This window comes from Actinoallomurus acaciae (genome assembly GCF_042429965.1).
GTDB lineage: Bacteria > Actinomycetota > Actinomycetes > Streptosporangiales > Streptosporangiaceae > Actinoallomurus > Actinoallomurus acaciae.
Genome location: NZ_JBHLZP010000045.1, coordinates 1 through 21,104 on the forward strand (window position 1 = coordinate 1; position 21,104 = coordinate 21,104).

A 21,104-nucleotide genomic window follows, 5' to 3' on the forward strand; every position below is an offset into this window, starting at 1 on the left:
GGCCGCCGCCGCGCAGCCGGTCGCGTTCCGGACGAGCCGCCCGCCACACGGCGCGGCGGTCGAGGCGGTGGCGCCGCCCCGGCTCCACAGGGCCGGGAGCGCCGCACGCGTCATGCTGACACGCCGGTCAGGTTGTGTCGACCATCCACTACCCGTCCGGCGCCGTCATCCCGGCGAACGGCGGCACCATGCCGCCCCAGACCGGCCCGCCTGCTGAACGGCGCCCGGTACGAGGGCCTCGCGCCCAGTCCCCGTACCGTCCGGCCGAACCGGACCAGGCCCTCCTGCACCAGGTCGAGGCGCGGGCGTACCGGCCGTCGCGGGCGAGCTCGCCGCCCTGCGTCGGGCGGACGCCGAGCAGGCATCACACCGACGCTGCTCGAACGGGACATCACCGTCGCGGGCGGCGGCTGACCCCTCGCCGACCTGTGCGGGAGCCGGGCGGCACGGCCTCAGGCCGTCCGGGTCACGGCCGGGAGAGGAGTTCGGTGAACTGGGCGTTGAGGAACAGGCCCATCGGGTCGTGCTTCCGGCGTCGGGTGTCGAAGTCCGGGAGCCGCGGGTAGAGGTCGATGACCTGTTGCGGGGTGAGGAAGTGGACCTTGCCCCAGTGGGGGCGTGCCCGCCGGGCGCCCAGAAGCCGGTCGACGGACGTGAGGAACGGCTCCCAGTCGGTGCCCGGGATCCCCGAGACCGAGATCGAGACCGAGTCGCGGCGGTACTGCGGCGAGAGCATCGCCCGGTCGGCCTGTTGCCAGCGGGCCTGTACCGGCGACGCCTGGTCCGGGTGGGCGGACCGCATCAGTTCGCGGACCTCCAGGAAGGCGTCCTTGTCGTCGGCCGCGGCCAGGACGTACTCGAGTTCGTAGAAGGGCTCGCCCAGGTCGATGTCGGGGTAGATCAGGTGGGCGCGCCCGAGGCGGGCGCCCGGAGGACCCTCGACGGTGACCTCGGGGGCGGCCTCCTCTTCCTGGAGCAGTTTGACGAACGCGTGGTCGGCCGGGGTGTCGGGGAGTTCGTAGACCTTCGCCGAGGTCTCGCGCGGCATCCACCAGAACGAGAAGTGGCGGTGCGCGGCCTTGAGGTCGTCCCAGCGTTCGAGAAGCTCGTCGACGTGCATGATGAGGTTCTTCTCGCGGAGGAAGTAGCGCGGGACGACGGCGAGTTCCAACTCGGTGATGACGCCGAGCAGGCCGAGTGAGACCTGGGTGGCGTGCAGCGCGTCGAGGTCGGTCTCGTCGACCTGGACCACCTCGGCGGTGCCCGTGACGACCTCCGCCGCGGTGATGGTGGAGCTCATGGTCCCGAAGCGGGTGCCGGAGCCCTTGGTGCCGGTGCTGACCGCGCCGGCGAGCGTCTGGCGGTCGATGTCGCCCTGGTTCGCGATCGCCCAGCCCTGCTCCCACAGCGGGGCGCCGATGTCGGCCAGTCGCGTGCCCGCCCTGACGCGTGCCCGGCTCCGTGAGCCGTCGACTTCGACGACTCCGCTCATCGCCGAGATGTCGAGCAGGGTGCCGTCCGTCTGGACCACCGGCGTGAAAGAGTGACCTGCGCCCGCGGCGCGAACCGCACCACCTCGGGCGGCCTCCTCGCCGACGGCGGCCACCACGTCCTCGACGCCACGCGCCCGGACGATCCGCCGGCAGTGGAAGCTCTGGTTTCCGGCCCAGTTTCGCCAGGCGGCTTCTGCCACATCGGGCACGCCGTTCTCCTTGCCTTCTCGGTTTCCCTCGAACGTTGGTAGTCGGTAACATTCTACTTGGCACGGCGTGTCCCAGCGGAAGCGGTTCGCCCGACCGGCGAGAAGAGAAGATGAGGTGGACATGGCGGAGCAGCGGCTGAGCAGGCCGGACGGCGGCAAGATCGCGACCGGGCCGGCGAGCATGCAGCGCCTGTCGCTGAGCGAGCAGGCTCTGGCGGTGTTGCGTCAGGCCATGGTCAGTGGCGAGATCCAGCCCGGTGAGATCTACTCGGCGGCGGCCCTGGCCTCCCAGCTCGGAGTCTCGAACTCTCCGGTCAGGGAGGCGATGCTCACCCTGGTCAACGAGGGGCTCATGGTGCCCGTGCGCAACCGTGGCTTCCAGGTGGTGCCGATCACGGCCGGCGAACTCGACGAGATCCAGCAGATCCGGGTCCTCCTCGAGGTGCCCACCATGGTCCAGGTGGCGGGCCGGCACGCGGAGTTCGACCTCGCGCCCTACGCCGCGGTGGCCCAGGGGATCGTCGACGCCGCCCAGGAGGGTGACATCACCGGGTACCTGGAGCGGGATCGCGACTTCCACCTGGGTCTGATCGGTCTGATCGGCAACGCGCGGCTGACCAAGATGGTCGGCACGCTACGCGACCACACCCGTCTGTTCGGGCTGAAAGGTCTGAACGAACAGGGCCAGCTGATCGCGTCGGCGAAGGAGCACCTCGACATCATCGCGGCCATGCAGGCCGGCGACACCGCGGAGACCGAGCGCCTCATGTCGGTTCACCTCGGCCACATCACCCGTGAGTGGTCGGGCGACAAGGACTGATTCAGCGTCCCTGTGAGGTGGGCAGGACGGTCAGCTCGCCGATCGTGACGCCGCTCGGGCGGCTCACCGCCCAGCCGACGGCCTGGGCGACGTCCGCCGGATCCAGCGGTCGTACGCCGGCGAGTGACGGGGTACGGCGCGCCATGCGGGTCAGCGTGGCGGGCGGGTTCCGGGCACGCAGTCCCGTGTCGGTCAGGCCGGGTTCGAGGAGTGTGAGCCGGACGGCGGTTTCGGCGAGCTCCATCCTGGCCACGTCGGCGAAGGCGCGCAGGGCGGCCTTCGTCGCGGCGTACATGGCGCGTCCAGGTGTCGGCACCCGGCTGGAGAGGGAACCGACCAGGACCAGGTCGGCGCAGGATCGGGGACTGTCCCGCGCCGCAGTGACCAGATGCGGAAGGGCCGCTCGCGCGCAGTCGGTGGCGGCGGCGAGGTTGAGGGCGATCATCGTCTGCCAGTCCGCCATCCGCGCGGACAGGACGTCGTCGACGAGCATGACGCCCGCGTTCACCACCAGCAGGTCCAGGCGCCCGTACGCGGTGACGACGTGCTCGACGGCCTCGGCGCCGGATCCCGGTCGCTCCAGATCGAGGGTCAGCGCCGCACCGCCGCCCGGGGGAACGTCGGGTGGCCGGCGGGCGACGCTGATCACCGTTGATCCGAGGCCGGACAACTCGGTGACCACCGCCCGGCCGATGCCGGAGGACCCGCCGGTCACCAGCGCGACGGTGCCGGCGAGCCCTCCCGCAAGAGCGATCACGCGCGGGCCGCGGCCCTGAGGTGCCGGTCGACGCGCTCCGCGGCCTCGACCGCGGAGCCCGCGGCGACCTCCATGTTGCCGAGTTCGGCGAACCAGTCTCCGCAGAAGTGGATCGAGGTGTCGGTTCGCCCGCAGTAGCGCAGCATCGGCGTGAAGTCCAGGCCCGGCCGGCGGTAGACGTTGCCCAGCTCCCAGCGTTGGACGACCGTCTCCTCGACGGCGCCCCGCAGCGTCGGGAAGAGCCGGTACAGGTCGGCGAGGTAGGTCTCGGCCACCTCCTGGTCGGTCTTCCTCATCAGCTCGGCGGCGGGGGCACCGCCCGAGTAGACCATCAGGCTCCCCCCGGGCCGACGGGCGCCGCGACGCAGCGGGTTGGCGTGGTTGAAGAGCATGTCGAACGACTCATCGGGCGTGGTCACGGCGTAGATGTCGTCGTAGGGCATGGGGCCGGTCTCGCCGGTGAGCACGCCCATGGTGAGGAACGGTCCGTAGGTGACCTCCCCGAGCACCCGGTGGACGTCGTCCGGCAGCCCCTCGACCACCCGGTGCGCCACCGGGGCGGGCACCGCCATCACGACCTGACGGGCGCGGATGGTGGTCTTCTCCTCGTCCTTGACGTAGTCGACCAGGACCCCGTCCCCGTCCGGCGCCACGCGAACGACCCGTGATCCGAAGGAGACCACGGCGCCGAGGTCGGCCGCGGCGGCCTCCCCCAGCCGGCCCGAGCCGCCGTCGAGGTTGAGGGCCATCGAGCTCTTCTTCCCGCTCCACACCGCGCCGAACAGGGACACGCCGACCCCGGCGCTCTGCTCGTCGATCTCCGAGGCGGCGCGCCGGGCGGCCGCGCGGAAGATCGCGTCGACGCGCTCGGGCGGCGTCCCGATCAGGTCGCGGAACGTGCGGTCGGCCAGGTACCCGGCGACGCGAGCCCGGCGCTGTGCCTCGGTCTCGCCGGAGCGGGGCTTCATCGCCTCGTGCCAGCCGCGCACCGCACGGAGCATCGTGAGACCGACCCGGACCAGGCCGAGTCGTTCTCGCGGAGTCCACCGCAGGGTGAGCGGATAGGTCTCGACGCGCCTGTTGCGCCGCAGCCGCCCGGCGAAACTCAAAGCGAACTTGATGCCGGGGATCTCGATGGTCCGCAGGCCGAGGTCGCCGATGATCTCTTGGATGTGCGAGCCCTCCCCCGGGAACAGGTGTCCGCCGAGGTTGATCCAGTAGCGGCCGCGCGGCTCGGACCTGAGCCGCCCGCCCAGGCGATCGGTCTCCTCCAGCAGAAGGATCCGGTGGTCGCGGAGCCGGCGGGCGGCGGCGATCCCGGCGGGACCGCCCCCGACGATGACCACATCGACATCGGCCGTTGGTTCGCTCATGTTCATGTGCTCCTTGCCGCTCACCCGAAGTAGGCGGGGTCGAGGGCGGCGATTCGAGCCTGGAGTTCCTCGCGGCCCCGCGCCGAGATGGCCGGCAGTGGCGCGCGCACCGGGCCGACGTCGTGGCCGAGGATCGAGCAGGCGGTCTTGACGGCACTGGTGTAGGGGTTCGACGCCAGGCAGACGACCAGCGGAAGGGTCTCTCGCCACAGCCGGCTCACGGTGGCGTGGTCGCCGGCCCGCGCGGCCTGGAGCATGGTGGCGTGGACGGGCATCATGAAGTTGAAGCTGCCCGTGACGAGGCCGAGGGCCCCGATGGTGAGGGCGGCGCCCACGAGGACGTCCTCCCCGCAGAAGGTCCCGACCCGGTCGCCGTATTCGGACACGAGCCGGCTGAGCAGGAACGCGTCGGCACTGGAGTCCTTCACGAAGCGGATGTTGCCGTGTTGCCCGGCCAGGCTCACGATCAGCTCGGCGTCCATCGCCAGACCCGTACCTCGTGGATAGTTGTAGAGCATGATCGGCAACTCGGTCGCGGTCGCGACGTCGCCGAAGTACTCCTCGGCCTGGGCGGTGGACAGCGGCTCGTAGAAGGGCGGCGCGACCATCAGGGCGTCCGCGCCGGCCGAGGCCGCGTGGTCGGCGTGGGCGATCGCCTCGCGGGTCGAGAGCCCTCCGGTCTGCGCGATGACCGGGATCCGGCCCGCCGTCTGCTCGGTGACGATCCGGACCACCTCGTGCCGCTCCTCCGTGCTCAGCGCGGTGAACTCGCCGGTTCCGCCACAGGCGATGATGCCGTCGGCGCCGGCGGCGACGGTGCGATCGACCAGATCGCGCAGCGCGCGTTCGTCAACGGCCGCGGCGTCGGCGGTGAACGGGGTGACGATGGCGGAGATCGCTCCGTGAATGGTCATGGTTCTGCTCTTCTCGTTCGCCGCCCGGAGCGTGCTCCGGGGTGGATCGGTACGGGACGGTTCGGTGGTCGGGCCGCTCATCCGACGGTGAACAGCGGCTCACCGAGAGCCGCGACGTCGACCTCGACGCCCAGGCCGGGCGCCGTGGTCGCGCGTCCTCGCCCCGCGTTGGAGGTGGGGCGGGCCGTGGCGACATGCTCATTCGTCCAGTCGTTGAAGAAGGAGACGCTGAGCAGGTCGTCGGCCTCGGTGGTGGCGGCCAGATGGGCGACCGCCGCCGTGACGATGTCGCCTCCCCAGGTGTCCTCGATCGACACCGTCATGCCGAGACCGACCGCGAGGTCGCGCATCAGCCGCGACGGTCCGATGCCGCCCAGCCGCCCCAGCTTGAGGTTGACCGCGCCGGCTCCCACCTGCGCCTTGGCCTCGTAGAGGTCGGCCGGGGTCACGACGGTCTCGTCCATCACCAGGGGAAGCGTGGTGACCTGGCGCACGCGCGCCGAGTCCGCCGTCGTCCGGCACGGCTGTTCGAGGTGGATCGGCAGGTCGGCCATCGCGTGTGCCGCGATGATGGCGTCGTTCAGGCGCCAACCGCCGTTGGCGTCGCAGATCAGGCGGCTCTGGCCGCCCGCCTCGACGGCGGCGGCGGCGCGGCGCGCGTCGTCATGGGGGTCGTTGCCGACCTTCACCTGGAAGCAGGTGATGCCGGCCTCGCGGCGTGCCGCGATGAACTCGGCCATCTGGTGCGGCTCTGCCAGCGGGACGGCCTCATAGAGGGGGAAGTCCTCCTGCAGTACGCCGCCGAGCAGCATCGAGACCGGCTGGTTCGCCGCCTTGCCGAGGATGTCCCAGCAGGCGATGTCCACGGCGCTCTTGCCGCCCCGCGCCCCCAGCAGCGCGGCGTTCATCCGCGCCTGGACGACGGCGGTGTGGCGTGGATCGAGCCCGATGAGGCCGGGCCCGAGTTCCGCGATCGCGGCACGCACTCCGTTCGGGAAGTCGGGCAGGTAGGTCCCCCCGAGAGGACAGCACTCCCCCCATCCGTCGACGCCCTCGTCGGTGCGAACGCGCACGAGCGTCGAGGCCTGGTGCGTGGCGACTCTGCCGCCCGACATCGCGTACTGCCCGTGGGCGTAGCTGAGGAGGTGCTCATAGACGTCGAGTCCTACGATCTTCATCCGCTGCCTCCCGGCGAGGCGATCGTGACGGTGCGACTCGAGGTGTAGAACTCCAGGGCGGTCGCGCCCTGCTCGCGCGGCCCCACGCTGGAGTCCTTCTCCCCGCCGAAGGGCGCGTAGAAGTCCACACCGCTGCTGGGCGCGTTGACCTTGATCATGCCGGTGTCGAGTCCGCGGACCACGGACATGAGCCGGCCGACGTCCCGGCCGTGCACCGAGGAGACCAGGCCCTGCGCGACGGCGTTCGCCACCGCGACCGCCTCCTGCGCGCTCTCCACCGGCAGGACGCTCGTGATCGGCCCGAAGGTCTCCTCCTGATTGAGCGGGTGGCTCGCCGAGAGCCCCCACAGGAGAGTCGGGGCCACGAAGTGGCCCGCCGAGTCGACCCCCGATCCTCGTACGAGGAGCCCGCCGTCGCGGGTCACCCGGGCCGCCGCGTCCTCCACGGCGGCCGCCGCCGCCGAGGAGATCACCGGGCCCGCCACCGTACGCTCGTCGCCGGGATCACCGACCGGCAGGCTCTTCACCGCGGCCTCCAGCGCTTCGAGCAGGGGAGCCGGGTCGCCGACCACGACCACGCGACTGGTCGCGGTGCACTTCTGCCCGGCATAGCCCATGGCGGCACCGGCCAGCATCACGGCCGTGGCCTCGATCGGGGCATCGGGCAGCACGATCGCGGCGTTCTGGCCGCCCATCTCGGCCTGCACCGGGATTCCGCGCCCCGCGGCGCGCCGGGCGACGCTGCGCCCCACCGCCGTCGAGCCGGTGAATGAGACGGCGTCGACCAGATCGATCATCGCCGTGGCCGTCTCCCGCTCCCCCGGCACCAGCTCCACGGTGCCCTCGGGAAGGTGCGCGGCGACCAGGTCGGCGAGGAACCGGGCGCAGCCCAGCGCCGCCGTCGACGGCTTGAGCAGTACGGCGTTGCCCGCGGCGAGAGCCGGCATGGCCTTCCAGAACGGGATCGCCGCCGGAAAGTTCCAGGGGGTGATCAGGCCGACCACCCCGTGGGGACGCCGTTCGGTGTAGAGCAGGTCGGTGCCGTTCGGCGGCAGCACCTCTCCGACCCGCAGCAGCGCGGCCTGGGCGTAGTAGTCGACGATCGCCAGGGTGCGGGCGACCTCCCCCCGCGCCTCTCCGCGCGGTTTGCCGACCTCGGTGACGATCAGGTCCTCAAGCTCCTGCGAGCGCGCGGCGAGCGCCCGGGAGACCTGCCGCAGGGCGTTGCATCGTCCGGGACCGCCTGTCGCCGACCAGTGTCGGGCCGCTTCGCGGGCGCGGGCGACCGCCTCCACCACCTGGGAGGGCGTCGTGGCGGCCGCCTCGGCGACGACGAGGTCGGGCTGTTGCGGGCTGTGACTCACCAGCATGTCGGGCATGGAAAGCGAACCTGCCCTTCTCAGACGCCCGCGAGGGCGGCGAACGCCGCCTCGAAGTCCTTGCGAGCGCGCGCGACCTGGTCCGGCTCCAACGGGAGCCGGGGCAGTCGCACCGGGCCGCCATAGCGTCCGGCCATGTCCATCGCCAGCTTGATCGCCTGGACGAAGGTGTGCCGCGAATCCCAGGCGAACGCGTCGTGGACCCGCCGGTACAGCGGCAGTCCCTCCTCGACGTTACCCGCCGCGGCCAGGTCGTACAGTCTCCGGCACTCGCGCGGGAGGGCGTTGGAGAACCCGCCGATCCACCCGACCGCTCCCATCAGAACCAGCTCGAACACGACGTCGTCGGCACCGGCCAGGACGTCGATGCGGGGCGCCAGATTCTTGATCTGGTGGATCCGCCGCACGTCGGCGGAGAACTCCTTGACGGCCACCACGTTGTCGAACTCCGCGATGCGAGCGATCAGCTCCGGGGTCAGGTCGACGTTGGTGTCATAGGGGTTGTTGTAGCTCACGACCGGCAGGCCGACCTCGGCCAGCTCCCGGTAGTGCGCGACCACCTCGTCCTCGCCGGCCCGGTAGGCGTTCGGCGGCAGGGAGAGCACACCGTCGGCGCCGGCCTCCAGGGCGCGCTCGGCCCATACGCGCGCCTCGGCCGCGCCGTAGGCTCCCGTGCCGGGGACCACCGAGAACCCCTCCGGGGCGGCCTCGACCGCCGCCCGGACCACGTCGTCACGCTCCTGCGGCGTCAGGACCTGGTACTCCCCCAGGGAGCCGTTCGGGCTCACGCCGTCGCAGCCGTTGGCGGCCAGCCAGGCGACGTGCTCCTGGAACCTGTCGTAGTCGATGGACAGGTCGTCTCGCAGTGGCAGCGCCGCCGCAACGACAATTCCCTGCCATGGCTTCATGATCTCTTCCCATTTCTATCGGTAAGCGGTAATGCGTTACCGCTGTGGATACGTCTCCCCGGACGATCCGGGCCGCGGGCCCGCTAGCCGAGCGCGAACCAGGTGGTCTTGACCTGGGTGTACTGGTCGATGGCCTCGACGCCCTTGTCGTATCCGCCGAAGCCGGAGGACTTGAACCCGCCGAACGGCGTGGTGACATCGCCCTCGCTGTAGCAGTTCACCGAGACGGTGCCCGCTCGCACGGCCCGGGCGATCCGGTGCGCGGCGTCGAGGTCGTGCGTGAAGACCGAGGCGGCCAGCCCGTACTCGGAGTCGTTGGCCATCGCGACGGCCTCCTCCTCGGTCTCGAAGGTCAGGACCGAGAGCACCGGCCCGAAGATCTCTTCACGGGCGATCGCCATCGTGGGCCGCACGTCGGTGAAGATGGTCGGCTCGACGTACCATCCGCCGGTCTCCTCCAGGACGCGGTGCCCGCCGGCCGCGAGCGTGGCGCCCTCGGCGACACCGCGCTCGATGTAGCCCATGACCTTGTCCAGGTGCGCCTTCTCGATGAGGGCGCCGATCTTGGTGGCCGGGTCCTGCGGGTCGCCGACGGGCCATGTCGCGGCCTGGGCGGCCAGCCGCTCCACGAGGGCGTCGCGCAGGCCGGCGTGCACCAGGATCCGCGAGCCGCACGTGCAGTTCTCCCCCATGTTCCAGAAGGCGGCGCCGGCCAGCTCTTCGGCGATGGCGTCGAGGCGGTCGGCCATGTCGGCCATCACGATCTGCGGGCTCTTGCCGCCGCACTCGAGGATCACCTTCTTCAGGTTGCTGTCGGCCGCGTACCGCAGGAAATGGCGTCCGACCTCGGTGGATCCGGTGAAGGTGACGGCGTCGACGCCCGGATGGAGGCCCAGGGCCCGGCCGGCGACGTGGCCCAGCCCGGGAACGACGTTGAACACCCCCGCGGGCAGGCCCGCCTCCGCGGCGAGCTCCGCCGTCCGCAGGGTGCTGAACGGGCTGAGCTCGGCCGGCTTGACGATCAACGAGTTCCCCGCGGCCAGCGCCGGTCCGGCCTTCCACGACAGGGTCGCCATCGGGAAGTTCCACGGCAGGACGGCCGCCACCACCCCGATCGGCTCGCGGGTGATCAGGCCGAGGTTGCCGCGGCCGGTCGGTGAGACGCGCCCGAAGAACTTGTCGATGCTCTCCGCGTACCAGCGGAAGGTGTTGATGGCGTCGGGGAGGTCCAGCTCGCGGCAGTCCGTGATCGGCTTGCCGGCGTCGATCGAGTCCAGCATCGCCAGCTCCTCGATGTTGGCGTCGAGGAGATCGGCGAAGCGGAGCATCACCGCCTTCCGCTCGGCCGGGTCCGCGTTGCTCCACTCGCCCTGTTCGAAGGCTCGCCGTGCGGAGGCCACCGCGACGTCGACGTCCCGCTCGTCGCCGGCGGCCACCGCGGCGATCACCTTGCCGGTGGCGGGATTGATCGAGTCCACGGTCTCGCCGGAGACCGCGCGCACGGCGGCACCGTCGATGAACGGGGAGGTGATGAAACGAGGGTCGGTGTCGGTCACGTGACTCCTGTCGATGGCGGCGCCGCTCACAGGACCTTCTCCAGGAAGGAACGGCAGCGTTCGGTGGTGGGGTTGTTGAAGAGCTCGTCGGGGGTCCCCGACTCGACGACGCAGCCGCCGTCCATGAACACGACCGTGTCGGCGACCTCCCGTGCGAAGCCGAGCTCGTGGGTGACCAGGATCATCGTCATGCCCTCGACGGCGAGCCGCTTCATGACCGAGAGGACCTCGCCGACCAGCTCGGGGTCGAGTGCCGAGGTCGGCTCGTCGAAGAGCATCAGCCGCGGCTTCATCGCCAGCGCCCGTGCGATGGCGATCCGCTGGGACTGGCCGCCCGAGAGCTCGCCCGGATAGGCGGACTCCCGGTCCGCGAGACCGACCTTGGACAGCAGCTCGCGCGCGTCCTCGATCGCCTGCCGCCGCGGGATCCTCTTGACCCGCGTCGGCGCCTCGATGATGTTCTCCAGGACGGTCATGTGCGGGAAGAGGTTGAAGTGCTGGAAGACCATCCCGATCTCGGCGCGGCGCCGCGCGGTCTCCCGTGGTGAGAGCTCATGCAGCTTCGCGCCGGACTGGCGGTAGCCGACGTACTCGCCCCCCACCATCAGGCGGCCGCCGTCGATCTTCTCCAGGTGGTTGACGCATCGCAGGAAGGTGCTCTTGCCCGAGCCCGACGGTCCGATGATGCAGACCACCTCGCCCTCGGCGACGCTGATGTCCACGCCGGTCAGGACCTCCTGGTGGCCGAAGCTCTTCTGCACGGCCTCGGCGAGGACGTAAGGGTGCTCGGCCATCAGCTCGTTCCTCCACGTCGCGCCTCCCGCGGCCGTCTCGTCGTGCCCCGGCGGCCGCGGTTGAAGTGGCGTTCGATGTAGTACTGGACCACCGACAGGATCGAGGTGAGCAGCAGATACCACAGGCACGCGACGATGAGCAGCGGGATCGGGGCGAAGTTGCGGTTGTAGATCAGCTGCGCGGAGTAGAGCAGGTCGGGCAGCGCGATCACACTCACCAGAGCCGTGGTCTTGAGCATGCCGATCACCTGGTTCCCGGTGGGCGGCACGATCACGCGCATGGCCTGGGGCATCACCACGCGGCGGAAGGCCAGGAACCGCCCCATGCCGAGGGCTTGTGAGGCCTCGAGCTGGCCCGGGTCGACCGAGTTGATGCCGGATCTGACGATCTCGGCCATGTAGGCCGCCTCGTTCAGTCCGAGGCCGAGCAGCGCCGCGACGTAAACGGTGATCACGTGGTTCGCGTTGAGGGCGACGAACTGCGGGCCGAACGGGATTCCGATGTTGATCGAGGGAAAGAGCGCCGAGAGGTTGTACCAGAAGATGAGCTGGACGAGGACCGGCGTGCCCCGGAAGAACCAGATGTAGGCGCCCGCGACCCACGACACCATGGGGTTGGCGGAGATCCGCATCGTGGCCAGCAGGATGCCGCCGAGAATGCCGATCAGCATGGCACAGGCGGTCAGCACGACCGTCCGCCCGAGACCTTGCATGATCCGGTCGAAGGTGAGGTAGTGGCCGACGACATCCCACTGGAATCGATTGTTCGTGATCAGGATCTGGACGAACTTCGCGACGAGAATGGCGATGACCGCGCCGCTGACCAGCCGCCAGGGTCGTCGTCGGCGGACGACCTCCAGGTCATGTGCCGAGACGGTCTCGGCTCTGCTGAGGATGCTCATGGTCTCCGTCCTGCTCAAAGTGATCACGCGGCCGCCGGGTCGGGCGGGCCCGGCTCTGATCACCGGCCCGCCGGCTCGCGGGCTCAGGAGTATTTCGGCGGCGTCGAGTCGGCCGTGTAGATCTGCGGCTTGTCCAGGGCTCCGTAGTCGGAGTTCCACTTCTTGAGGATCTGTAGATACGTGCCGCTCTTGATGAGCTCGGCGTAGCCGGCCTGGACCGCCTTCAGCATCTTCGCCGAGTCGCCGTTGCGGGCCACGGCGGTGGCGCACGGGCCGCCGCCGAACTCACCGGAGATCTTGAACCCCTTGGTGGTGCTGGCCGCGGTCTCGAGCTGACCTCGGCCGGTCACGACCGCGTCGATGCGGCTGCTGTTCAGGGCGAGGAACGAGGCCGACTGGTCCGGGAAGGAACTGATGGTCATCGGCGTCGAGCACTTGCGGTTGAAGGTGGTGACGCTCGCCTCCTCCGCGGAGCCCTTCATCACGCCGATCTTCTTGCCGCACAGGTCCTGGCCCCCCGCCGGTTTCCAGCCGTCGGCCGACCGGGTGGCGAAGCTGCTGTAGTCCCGCCAGTCGCTGACGAAGTCGGCCGACTTCAGCCGATCGGCCGTCACGTAGTACTCCCCCATCGCCAGGTCGAACTTCCCCGACTGGAGCCCTGGGACCTGGGAGTCGAACGACCCCGCGGTCAGCTTGACCTTGAGACCCATCAGCCCGCCGAGCGCACGAGCCAGGCTGGGGTCCATCCCCACCACCGCGCCGGAGTCGTCGACCGAGGCGAGCGGCGGGGACCCGTCCGGGACGGCGACCCGGAGCACGCCTCGGCTCCGGAGGCTCTCGGGGATGAGGGCGGCGATCGCATCGACCTTGCTCACGGTCGGGCCCGCGTCGGCACCGTCGCCGGCCGCGCTCGATCCGCAGCCGGCGAGCGGCGCGAGGAGGGCCAGCACCAGAGCGGTGACGCCGCTCGTCCGGCGAACGTGCGATCCGCGGAAGGTAGGTCTCTTCATTCTGGCTCCAGGGGACTGACCTATGACCGGTAACCGATTACGTGTAGCCGAGAGTCTTGTGCCGTCACGCAGCGGGTGTCAAGACGTTCACCGGCAATTAGCACCGCTGTTACACCTGGTAGATGGCCGGATCACGCAAGCCGGTACACGCCGTGGGACGTCCTGTCTCAAAGGAGTCCACGGCGCTGTCCGTGGCGGCCCGGCGGAGATCCGAGGGCGTCGGCGGTCGCGGGCCGATGGCAGGCACGAGCCGCCCCACGGCCGACAGCGTCGCCCGCTCGTACCCGGCGTCAGGCGGCACCGCTCGTGCGAGGCTCTCGTGCCAGCTCGCGGGAGACCATCTCGGCCGCGCCCTTGCCGGAGGTGACCGCCACCTCCATCTGTCCGAGGGGCGCGAAGTAGTCGCCGGCGAAGTGGATGCGGTGCCCCGGCTCGCGGCTGTACTCGATCAGGGGTTCGAAGGCCGCGTCCGACAGGCTTCGATAGGTGCCCCCGATGAACCATCGCTGGATGTGGGACTCGACGATGTGCCCTCGAAGGGCCGGGAAGAGCTCCAGTATCTCGCGGGTGTAGATGTCGGTGATCTCCGCGTCGCTCAGCTTGAGGAGCCGCTCCGCCGTCGCGCCGCCGGCGTAGCACATCAGGCTGCCGCCGGGTTCGCGGCGGCCGGGCCGGCGGAGCGGGTTGGCATGGTTGAAGAACATGTCGAAGGTCCGGTCCGGCGTCGTCATCGCGTAGATGTCGTCGTACGGCATGGGGCCCGGCTCATCGGTGATCATCGTCATCCCGACCCACGAGCCGTACTGCGGCACCCGCAGCGCGTCGTCGACGGCGGCCGGAAGGTCGGCGACGATCTTTCGCGCGAGATGCGCGGGTACCGCCACGACGACCTGGCGCGCCGTGACCGTGTGCTCCTGTCCGTCCCGCAGGTAGGCGACGCGGACCAGATCACCCTCCTGGCGCACCGACCGCACCGCGGCCCCCAGGCGGGCCCGGTCGCCCAGGTGCTCCAGCATGGCCTGCCCGACCCGCCCCGACCCGCCGTTGAGGTTCAGCGCGGTGTTGTCCTTCTTTCCGCTCCACACGGCCCCGAACAGCGCGACCCCGACTCCCGCGCTCTGTTGCTCGGGCTCCGCGGCCGCGCGCCGGGCCGCCGCCTGGAAGATCTCGTCCACTCGACGCGAGGGCCGCCCGAGGAGATCGCGGAAGGTCTCTCCGGCACGGAACCGCGCGATCCGCTCCCGCCGGGCCGAGTCCGGCTCGCCCGGACGGGGCCTGGCGATGCGGTGCCAGCGGGCGACCGTGGTCATCAGCCGGGTTCCGACCTTGACGAGTTCGACGCGCTCCTTGAACGACATCGGCAGCACGAAGGGGTACGCCTCCACCCGCTTGGCGCGGTAGACCTTGCCGGCGAAGGTCATCGCCGTCTTCAGACCCGGGATCTCGATGACCTCCAGGCCCAGGTCCTGGACCAGATCGTGCATGTTGGAGCCGGCGCTCGGGAACAGGTGCCCGCCGAAGTTCATCCAGTACGGCGCGCGCGGCTCGGACTTCAGGCGTCCGCCGAGGCGCCCTCGCTCCTCGAGCACCACCGGTGAGCGTTCGCGCAGATGCCAGGCGGCCGACAGGCCGCTCGGCCCGCCACCGACGATGACGATGTCAAGGATTTCATCATTCACGTGAGTACTCCGGTCACTGAGGGAGACAAGATCGAGGCGAACGGGCACCGGCCTCAGAGGCGAACGGGCACCGGTCTCAGATCGGCGGGAACCCGTCGCGCAGGCCGTCGCGGGGGTCGGCGACGACACGGGAGAACCCCGTCACGTGGGCCGTTCCGGTCAGGAGCGGCCTGACGATGACGCGGCCGGCGTCGTCGGCGACCGCGTCGGCCCGCACTTCGAAGACGGTGTCGATGATGCTGCGCGTTGTCAGCGTCTCGCCCGCGGCGACGTCGCCGCGGGCCACGCGCAGGGCCAGGAGCGCGCTCGACCCGGTCCCGCACGGCGAGCGATCGATCTCGCCCGGCGGAGCGACGACGACGACACGCGAGGTGGGCGCCCCGACGTCGATGCTCTGGTGGAACATTATCTGGTAAACGTCGAGCTCAGTCCCGGTGTGCGGGTCGCGCACGACCCGTTCGGCGATCGACGCGGCGAGGTCGCGCGCGAGGCCCGTGATCGTCAACGCCGCCGCCGGTTCGAGCCGGAGGCCGAGGTCGTCGGCGTCGACGGTGGCGTAGTAGTCACCGCCCCACAGCAGGTCGACGTCGACCAGGCGCCCGCCCAGCTTCTGGCTCCAGTGGTCGACCACATAGGAGTCGACGTTGGTCAGCGTCACCTCGGTGGCGGCCGGCCCGCCGCGGCGTACGGACGAACCCACCGGACCGGCCGGCGTGGCGATCGTGAACTCACGCGTGCCATCGATCAGCGGCACGTCGGGCAGCAGGTCGAACTCGTCGACCACCATCGAAAGCCCGATCATGCAATGGCCGCACATCGGAGGGTAGGAACCGGGCTCGAGGATCACCGCGCCGATGTGGTGGCCGGGACCGTCGGCCGGGAGCGGGAGCACGGCGCACGTCAAGCCTCCGCCGCGGGGCTCGTGAACGAGCCGTCGCCGTACCCAGTCGGCGGAGTCACGCAGCCACCGACGAGTGGCCGCCACGCCCTCGACGCCCGCGGGGACATCCAGGCCACCGACGATGATCCGGGTCGGATTCCCCGCGGTGTGGGTGTCGACGACGTCCAGCCCAGGGAGGACTCCCCTGCTCCATGAACCAATGGCGCGCTCGAGCGCGCCATCCGAGCCCCAATTCATGGGGTAGACGGTAACACGTTACCCATTGCCGATGTCCAGCCTCCTCGGTCGGGCCCAACGCCGCGAGCCCCGGACCGGCCGGTCCGGGGCTCGCCCGCCGAGAACGACGTCCGTGCAGGTGAGGGACGTGAGATGCCGCCCCGGCGCGTTCCCGCCTCCCTCGCGCCGCCGGGGTCGCCTCAGTCCTCCAGGAAGGCCTTCAGGGCGTTCGCCAGCAGGAACGGGTCGTCCGCGCCGCACAGCTCCCGTGCCGAGTGCATGGACAGGATCGGTACGCCCACGTCCACCGTGGTGATGCCGTACCGGGCCGCGGTGATCGGGCCGATCGTCGTGCCGCACGGCATCGCGTTGCTGGAGACGAACTCCTGGAGCGGCACGCCCGCCCGGTCGCACGCCTCGGTGAAGATCCCGCGTCCGACGCCGTCCGTGGCGTACCGCTGGTTGACGTTGACCTTGAGGATCGGGCCGCCCGGCATCGGCCGGTGCGTCGGGTCGTGCCGGTCCGCGTAGTTCGGGTGCACGGCGTGGCCGGTGTCGGCGGACACGCAGACGCTCCCCGCGAGGGCCCGGGCCCGGTCCTCGTACGAGCCGCCGCGGACGAAGACCGACCGCTCCAGGACCCGGCCGAGCAGCGGCCCGCCGGCGCCGCTGTCGGACTCGCTGCCGTTCTCCTCGTGGTCGAAGGCGGCCAGCACCGGCACATGGGACGGCCCGGAAGAACCGGCGGCCGCGGTGAGCGCGGCGGTGGCGGCGTGCACGGACAGCTGGTCGTCCAGCCGTGCCGCGGCGAGGAACTCCTGGTCGCGCCCCAGGTACGCGGGAGGCTGGACGTCGTGGGTCATGAGGTCCCAGCCGACGACGTCGGACGCCTCGACGCCCGCGGTCTCGGCGGCGAACCGGATTAGCCCGCCCTCGTCGACCGCACCGAGTCCCCATATCGGCTGCATGTGCCGCTGCCGGTCGAGCACGAGCCCTTTGTCGTTGACGTTCCGATCGAGGTGGATCGCGAGCTGCGGCACTCTCAGCAGCGGCCGGTCGACGGCGAGCAGACGCGTGCCGCCGTCCCGCAGCACGAGCCGGCCGGACAGGCCGAGGTCGCGGTCGAGCCAGCTGTTGAGCAGCGGTCCGCCGTAGATCTCCACGGCGACCTGCCGCCAGCCGTACGCTCCGGCGTCCGGCCGCGGCTTGACACGCAGGTTCGGCGAATCGGTGTGCGCGCCGATGATTCGGAACGGTGTCTCCGGCGGAGCGCCCTCCGGAACGAACCAGGCGATGATCGCCCCACCGCGTATGACATAGCGTCCGCCGGACTCGCCGTCCCACGCGTCGGTCTCCCCGAGTCGCGTGAATCCGGCCTTCTCCAGACGTTCGGCGACGTTCGCGACCACGTGGTACGGCGACGGACCGGCCGTGATGAAGGACGCCAGATCATCGGTGTGTTCCCGCTGGAAGTGAAGCTGCGTGCTCATAGGGCAAGGCTAGGGACGCCACGGCCCTCCTCGGCCCGCGACCTTCCGTCTCGGGTCCGATCGCCGCTCCCCCACGGGAGCGGGTGCTGCTAAGCGAACGCTTAATTCACCGTCGCTGGAAAGGGCGTGACGACCTACAGTTGGGGGCGTGCCGTGATCCGGTCGACGGGAAGGTCCGAAGAATGGTTCACCACCCAGATGACGCGGTCGAGGTGCTTCGTGACGTATGGGCCGCGGACGGCCGGCAGAGCACCGACCTCGACGAGATCTGCGGGCCGCAGAAGACCTGCAAGAACATGAAGCACGTGAGTTTCGACGGAATGGCCGAGCCGGGCAGCGACCTGCGCGCGGCCTGGCGGGAGAGACTGGCCCGCGAGGGCAAGCTGAACTCCTCGGGCGGCACCATCCGCGACCTCGTCCTGGGTCGCTCGCCGTCCACCCGCTCGTGAGATGGGCCGACCGGGCACCATCGGTGAGCTGACCGAACGCCTGCGCGAGGGCGGCTACCTCGCCGACCGCGGACTGTCCACGGCGGCGTTCGTCGCGCTGTCGCTGGATCGGCCGATCCTGCTCGAGGGCGAGGTCGGCGTCGGCAAGACCGAGATCGCGAAGGTTCTCGCCGCCATTCTCGGCCGCCGGCTGATCCGGCTGCAGTGCTACGAGGGCATCGACACCAACCAGGCCCTCTACGAATGGGACTACGCCCGCCAGATGCTGCAGATCCGGGCATTGTCCGAACGGCGCCTGGACGACGACCACGCGGTCGAGAAACTGTACGGTCCGGCGTTCCTGCTCGAACGGCCCCTGCTGGAGGCGGTACGGGCCGGCGACCGGGCCGTGCTGCTCATCGACGAGATCGACCGCGCCGACGACGAGTTCGAGGCCTTTCTGCTCGAACTGCTGTCGGACTTCCAGATCACCGTTCCGGAGATCGGCACCATCGCGGCCGAGCGGCCGCCGCTGGTCGTGCTCACCTCCAACCGCACGCGTGAGCTGCACGACGCGTTGAAGCGCCGCTGCCTGTACCACTGGGTGGGCTACCCGAGCGCCGAACGCGAGGTCGAGATCGTGCTCGTACGCGTGCCGGGCATCTCCGCGACGCTCGCGCGGAAGGTGGTCGCCGCGGTCAACCGGCTGCGCGAGCTGGACCTGGCCAAGCCGCCCGGGGTCGCCGAGACCATCGACTGGGTGCGCACACTCGACGTGCTCGGCGAGTCCGAACTGGACCCCGGCACCGTCGAGGACACCCTCGGCGCGGTCGTCAAAGAGCGCGACGATCTCGAGGTGGTCCACGACAACCTCGAACGGGTCACCTTCGGTGCCTGAGGATCCGGCGTTCCTGCGGTCGCTGGTCGGCTTCGCCCGTGAGCTGCGCGGCTCGGGGATGCCGGTCGGGCCCGGAGACGTGATCACGTACTGCTCCGCGATGTCCCCGCTGGACCCGACGGACCTGCTGGACCTGTACTGGGCCGGCCGGATCACCCTGGTGACCCGGCACGACCAGATCCCCGTCTACGACCGCGTGTTCCGGCGCTTCTTCCTCGGCGACGGTGAGGAGGAGCCGACCCCGTCGAAGCCGTTCAGCGTCAAGTCGAGAGCCGAGGCGCAGTCGGTCCTGGAGGTCCCGCAGACCGAACCGGAGCAACGGGGCCGGGACGAGCAGGAGGCGCGGCTGGGCCTGGTCGCCGCCGACGCCGCGGCGCTGAGGACGAAGTCGTTCACCCGGTGCACGCCCGAGGAGCTCGCGGCGCTGCGCCGCATCATCAAGACGATCACGCTGACCCCGCCCCGTCGCCGCAGCCGGCGCAGCGTCACCGCACCCGCCGGGCGGGCACCGGACCTGCGGCGGACGCTCCGTGCGACGATGCGCATGCACGGCGAGCCCGCAGAGCTGTTCTGGCGGCGCCGGCGGCTGCGGCTGCGGCCGCTGACCCTGATCCTCGACGTCTCCGGGTCGATGGCCGACTACTCCCGCAACCTGCTCCAGTTCGCCCACTCCGCGACGCGCACGGCCGCGCGGGTCGAGGTGTTCTGCTTCGGCACCCGGCTCACGCGGATCACGCGGGAGCTGCGCCGGCGCCGCCCCGACGACGCGCTGGAACGGGCCGCCCAGGCCGTCGTCGACTGGGAGGGCGGCACTCGCATCGGCGAGTCCCTCGACGCCTTCGTACGCGACTGGGGGCGCCGCGGCGTGTGCCGCGGTGGCATCGTGGTCGTCTGCTCGGACGGTCTCGACCGTGGCGACCCGGACACGCTGGCCGCCGCGATGGACCGCCTGTCCCGGCTGTGCCACCGCGTGGTGTGGCTGAATCCCCACAAGGGCGACAACGCGGACTTCCGCCCGAACACCCTGGGGATGATGGTCGCCGCGCCCCACATCGACCTGCTGTTGTCCGGACACGATCTGCGCAGCCTCGAGGAGTTCGCCGCGTCGCTGCCCGAACTGCGTTAGGAGCCGGCCGGTGAGATGGAGCGTGACGCTACAGGCCGACGGTGATCGGGTCATGACCCGTGAGGAGATCGTCGGGCTCGCCGACGCGGTCGCCGCGCACGGCGGGATCGCCTCCGGCATCGGCACGACCCGCTACGGCGCGCAGCTGTCCGTCGAGGCCGGCAGCCGCGAGGCCGCGGTACGGCGGGCGTCCGAGGAGTTCGTACGCGCGGCGGCGCGGGCGGGGCTGCCACCGTGGCCGATCGCCGATGTCGGCGTGATCGGCGAAGGCGACGAGGACCCGGGGTTCCTCGCATGATCAGGCTCGGTTCGCTCGCCGGGTACCCCTTCGAGGGGCCGCGCGTACTCGCCGGCTGGACACCGCCGGCGACTCCCGCCGTGTACGCCATCATGTACCGGCCGGACGCGGAGGCCAGGCCCGACCGCTACGCGGTGATCTACGTGGGCCACTACGGCGACCCGGCACGCGAGGGCTTCCCGTTCGGCCACCCGCGCGCGTCATGCTGGACACGACGGGCGGGCAGCCGGTGGAAGCTGTACGTGTGCAGCTACGAGGTGCCGGGCGGACTGCCCTCACACCGCGAGCAGATCGCGCAGGAACTCCTCGCGGTGTACCGCCCGGGCTGCAACGAGGAGGCGTACGCGCCCTCGTGGAAGGACGAGTGGATCGGCGAGTACTCCGCCCCCAGCGTCGGCCCGCTCACCACGGACCGCGACCCGGACGCCTAGAGCGTGTCCTCAAAGCCGCATGAGCAGGGTGGCGAGGTCGATCAAGCCTTGGTAAGGCTGGGCGGTCTTGTCGTACCGGGTAGTGATGGTGCGGTACTGCCTGGGCCGGCCGAAGCAGCGTTCGACCACGTTAGGACGCCGGTGGATGGCCGGGTCGAAAGCCGGCGGCCGGCCACCGCGTGAGCCACGGCGAAGGCGGCGGGCCTGCTGGTCACGGCGTTCCGGGGATGGTCGCGGCGATACCGCGGCGGCGCAGGCAGGCCCGGATCGCGCGGGAGCCGCAACCCTTATCGGCCGGCAGCGTGCCCATCACAGGCCAGATGGATCTTCGTGCCCGGACCACC

Annotated in this window: 21 protein-coding genes; 6 read left to right on the forward strand and 15 right to left on the reverse strand. The window is 70.7% G+C overall.

Features of this window, described 5'->3' with window-relative positions:
- Window positions 1–466 precede the first annotated feature (466 nt).
- Window positions 467–1,702, reverse strand: coding sequence for a D-arabinono-1,4-lactone oxidase (locus ACFFNX_RS08905; RefSeq protein ID WP_378197935.1), 1,236 nt, complete (start codon window positions 1,700–1,702; stop codon window positions 467–469).
- A 121-nt stretch (window positions 1,703–1,823) separates the two neighbouring features.
- On the opposite strand from ACFFNX_RS08905, the gene ACFFNX_RS08910 reads away from it, so the two are divergent.
- Window positions 1,824–2,522, forward strand: a complete 699-nt coding sequence (locus ACFFNX_RS08910) for a GntR family transcriptional regulator (RefSeq protein WP_378197937.1) — start codon at window positions 1,824–1,826, stop codon at window positions 2,520–2,522.
- Window position 2,523: 1 nt separating this feature from the next.
- Here the strand turns inward: ACFFNX_RS08910 and ACFFNX_RS08915 are convergent, their stop codons facing one another.
- The 13 genes from ACFFNX_RS08915 to ACFFNX_RS08975 all read right to left on the reverse strand — a co-directional run bounded on the left by ACFFNX_RS08915 (window position 2,524) and on the right by ACFFNX_RS08975 (window position 17,579).
- Entirely contained in the window at window positions 2,524–3,279 is a 756-nt protein-coding gene (locus ACFFNX_RS08915) for an SDR family oxidoreductase (RefSeq protein WP_378197939.1), read from the reverse strand.
- Complete coding sequence (locus ACFFNX_RS08920; RefSeq protein WP_378197941.1) at window positions 3,276–4,652, reverse strand: flavin monoamine oxidase family protein; 1,377 nt, start codon at window positions 4,650–4,652, stop codon at window positions 3,276–3,278. The genes ACFFNX_RS08915 and ACFFNX_RS08920 overlap by 4 nt, the downstream gene beginning before the upstream one ends.
- A gap of 20 nt (window positions 4,653–4,672) precedes the next feature.
- Entirely contained in the window at window positions 4,673–5,566 is an 894-nt protein-coding gene (locus tag ACFFNX_RS08925) for a dihydrodipicolinate synthase family protein (protein WP_378197943.1), read from the reverse strand.
- 77 nt (window positions 5,567–5,643) lie between these two features.
- Window positions 5,644–6,744: a mandelate racemase/muconate lactonizing enzyme family protein gene (locus tag ACFFNX_RS08930; protein ID WP_378197945.1), complete on the reverse strand. Its 1,101-nt coding sequence runs from the start codon at window positions 6,742–6,744 to the stop codon at window positions 5,644–5,646.
- Window positions 6,741–8,123, reverse strand: a complete 1,383-nt coding sequence (locus ACFFNX_RS08935) for an aldehyde dehydrogenase family protein (RefSeq protein WP_378197947.1) — start codon at window positions 8,121–8,123, stop codon at window positions 6,741–6,743. Before ACFFNX_RS08935 ends, ACFFNX_RS08930 begins: the two co-directional genes overlap by 4 nt.
- 20 nt (window positions 8,124–8,143) lie before the next feature.
- Entirely contained in the window at window positions 8,144–9,031 is an 888-nt protein-coding gene (locus ACFFNX_RS08940; protein WP_378197948.1) for a dihydrodipicolinate synthase family protein, read from the reverse strand.
- Between the two features lie 83 nt (window positions 9,032–9,114).
- The gene (locus tag ACFFNX_RS08945) at window positions 9,115–10,587 is read right to left on the reverse strand and encodes an aldehyde dehydrogenase (protein WP_378197950.1); all 1,473 of its coding nucleotides are present in this window, start codon (window positions 10,585–10,587) and stop codon (window positions 9,115–9,117) included.
- A gap of 26 nt (window positions 10,588–10,613) precedes the next feature.
- Complete coding sequence (locus tag ACFFNX_RS08950; RefSeq protein ID WP_378197951.1) at window positions 10,614–11,381, reverse strand: amino acid ABC transporter ATP-binding protein; 768 nt, start codon at window positions 11,379–11,381, stop codon at window positions 10,614–10,616.
- Entirely contained in the window at window positions 11,381–12,283 is a 903-nt protein-coding gene (locus ACFFNX_RS08955) for an amino acid ABC transporter permease (RefSeq protein ID WP_378197953.1), read from the reverse strand. Before ACFFNX_RS08955 ends, ACFFNX_RS08950 begins: the two co-directional genes overlap by 1 nt.
- Before the next feature lie 83 nt (window positions 12,284–12,366).
- The gene (locus ACFFNX_RS08960) at window positions 12,367–13,293 is read right to left on the reverse strand and encodes a transporter substrate-binding domain-containing protein (RefSeq protein ID WP_378197955.1); all 927 of its coding nucleotides are present in this window, start codon (window positions 13,291–13,293) and stop codon (window positions 12,367–12,369) included.
- 290 nt (window positions 13,294–13,583) lie between these two features.
- Window positions 13,584–14,972, reverse strand: coding sequence for a flavin monoamine oxidase family protein (locus ACFFNX_RS08965; protein ID WP_378197957.1), 1,389 nt, complete (start codon window positions 14,970–14,972; stop codon window positions 13,584–13,586).
- Between the two features lie 76 nt (window positions 14,973–15,048).
- Window positions 15,049–16,110 carry a proline racemase family protein gene (locus ACFFNX_RS08970; RefSeq protein ID WP_378197959.1) on the reverse strand — a complete coding sequence of 354 codons (1,062 nt, stop codon included), beginning with the start codon at window positions 16,108–16,110 and terminating at the stop codon, window positions 15,049–15,051.
- A 179-nt stretch (window positions 16,111–16,289) separates the two neighbouring features.
- Entirely contained in the window at window positions 16,290–17,579 is a 1,290-nt protein-coding gene (locus ACFFNX_RS08975; RefSeq protein WP_378197961.1) for a M18 family aminopeptidase, read from the reverse strand.
- A gap of 182 nt (window positions 17,580–17,761) precedes the next feature.
- Here ACFFNX_RS08975 and ACFFNX_RS08980 point away from each other — a divergent pair, with 182 nt between their 5' ends.
- The 5 genes from ACFFNX_RS08980 to ACFFNX_RS09000 are packed head-to-tail and all read left to right on the forward strand — an operon-like array spanning window position 17,762 to window position 20,760.
- Window positions 17,762–18,028 (forward strand): hypothetical protein, encoded by a 267-nt coding sequence (locus tag ACFFNX_RS08980; protein WP_378197963.1) that lies wholly within the window; start codon window positions 17,762–17,764, stop codon window positions 18,026–18,028.
- A gap of 1 nt (window position 18,029) precedes the next feature.
- Window positions 18,030–18,905, forward strand: coding sequence for an AAA family ATPase (locus tag ACFFNX_RS08985; RefSeq protein WP_378197965.1), 876 nt, complete (start codon window positions 18,030–18,032; stop codon window positions 18,903–18,905).
- On the forward strand, window positions 18,898–20,031 hold the full coding sequence (locus tag ACFFNX_RS08990; protein WP_378197967.1) for a vWA domain-containing protein: 1,134 nt from the start codon (window positions 18,898–18,900) through the stop codon (window positions 20,029–20,031). The genes ACFFNX_RS08985 and ACFFNX_RS08990 overlap by 8 nt, the downstream gene beginning before the upstream one ends.
- Window positions 20,032–20,041: 10 nt before the next feature.
- Complete coding sequence (locus ACFFNX_RS08995; RefSeq protein WP_378197969.1) at window positions 20,042–20,329, forward strand: hypothetical protein; 288 nt, start codon at window positions 20,042–20,044, stop codon at window positions 20,327–20,329.
- Window positions 20,326–20,760 carry a hypothetical protein gene (locus ACFFNX_RS09000; RefSeq protein WP_378197971.1) on the forward strand — a complete coding sequence of 145 codons (435 nt, stop codon included), beginning with the start codon at window positions 20,326–20,328 and terminating at the stop codon, window positions 20,758–20,760. Before ACFFNX_RS08995 ends, ACFFNX_RS09000 begins: the two co-directional genes overlap by 4 nt.
- 9 nt (window positions 20,761–20,769) lie before the next feature.
- On the opposite strand, the gene ACFFNX_RS09005 is transcribed toward ACFFNX_RS09000, so the two are convergent.
- Window positions 20,770–21,051, reverse strand: coding sequence for a transposase (locus tag ACFFNX_RS09005; protein WP_378198003.1), 282 nt, complete (start codon window positions 21,049–21,051; stop codon window positions 20,770–20,772).
- Between the last annotated feature and the right edge of the window lie 53 nt (window positions 21,052–21,104).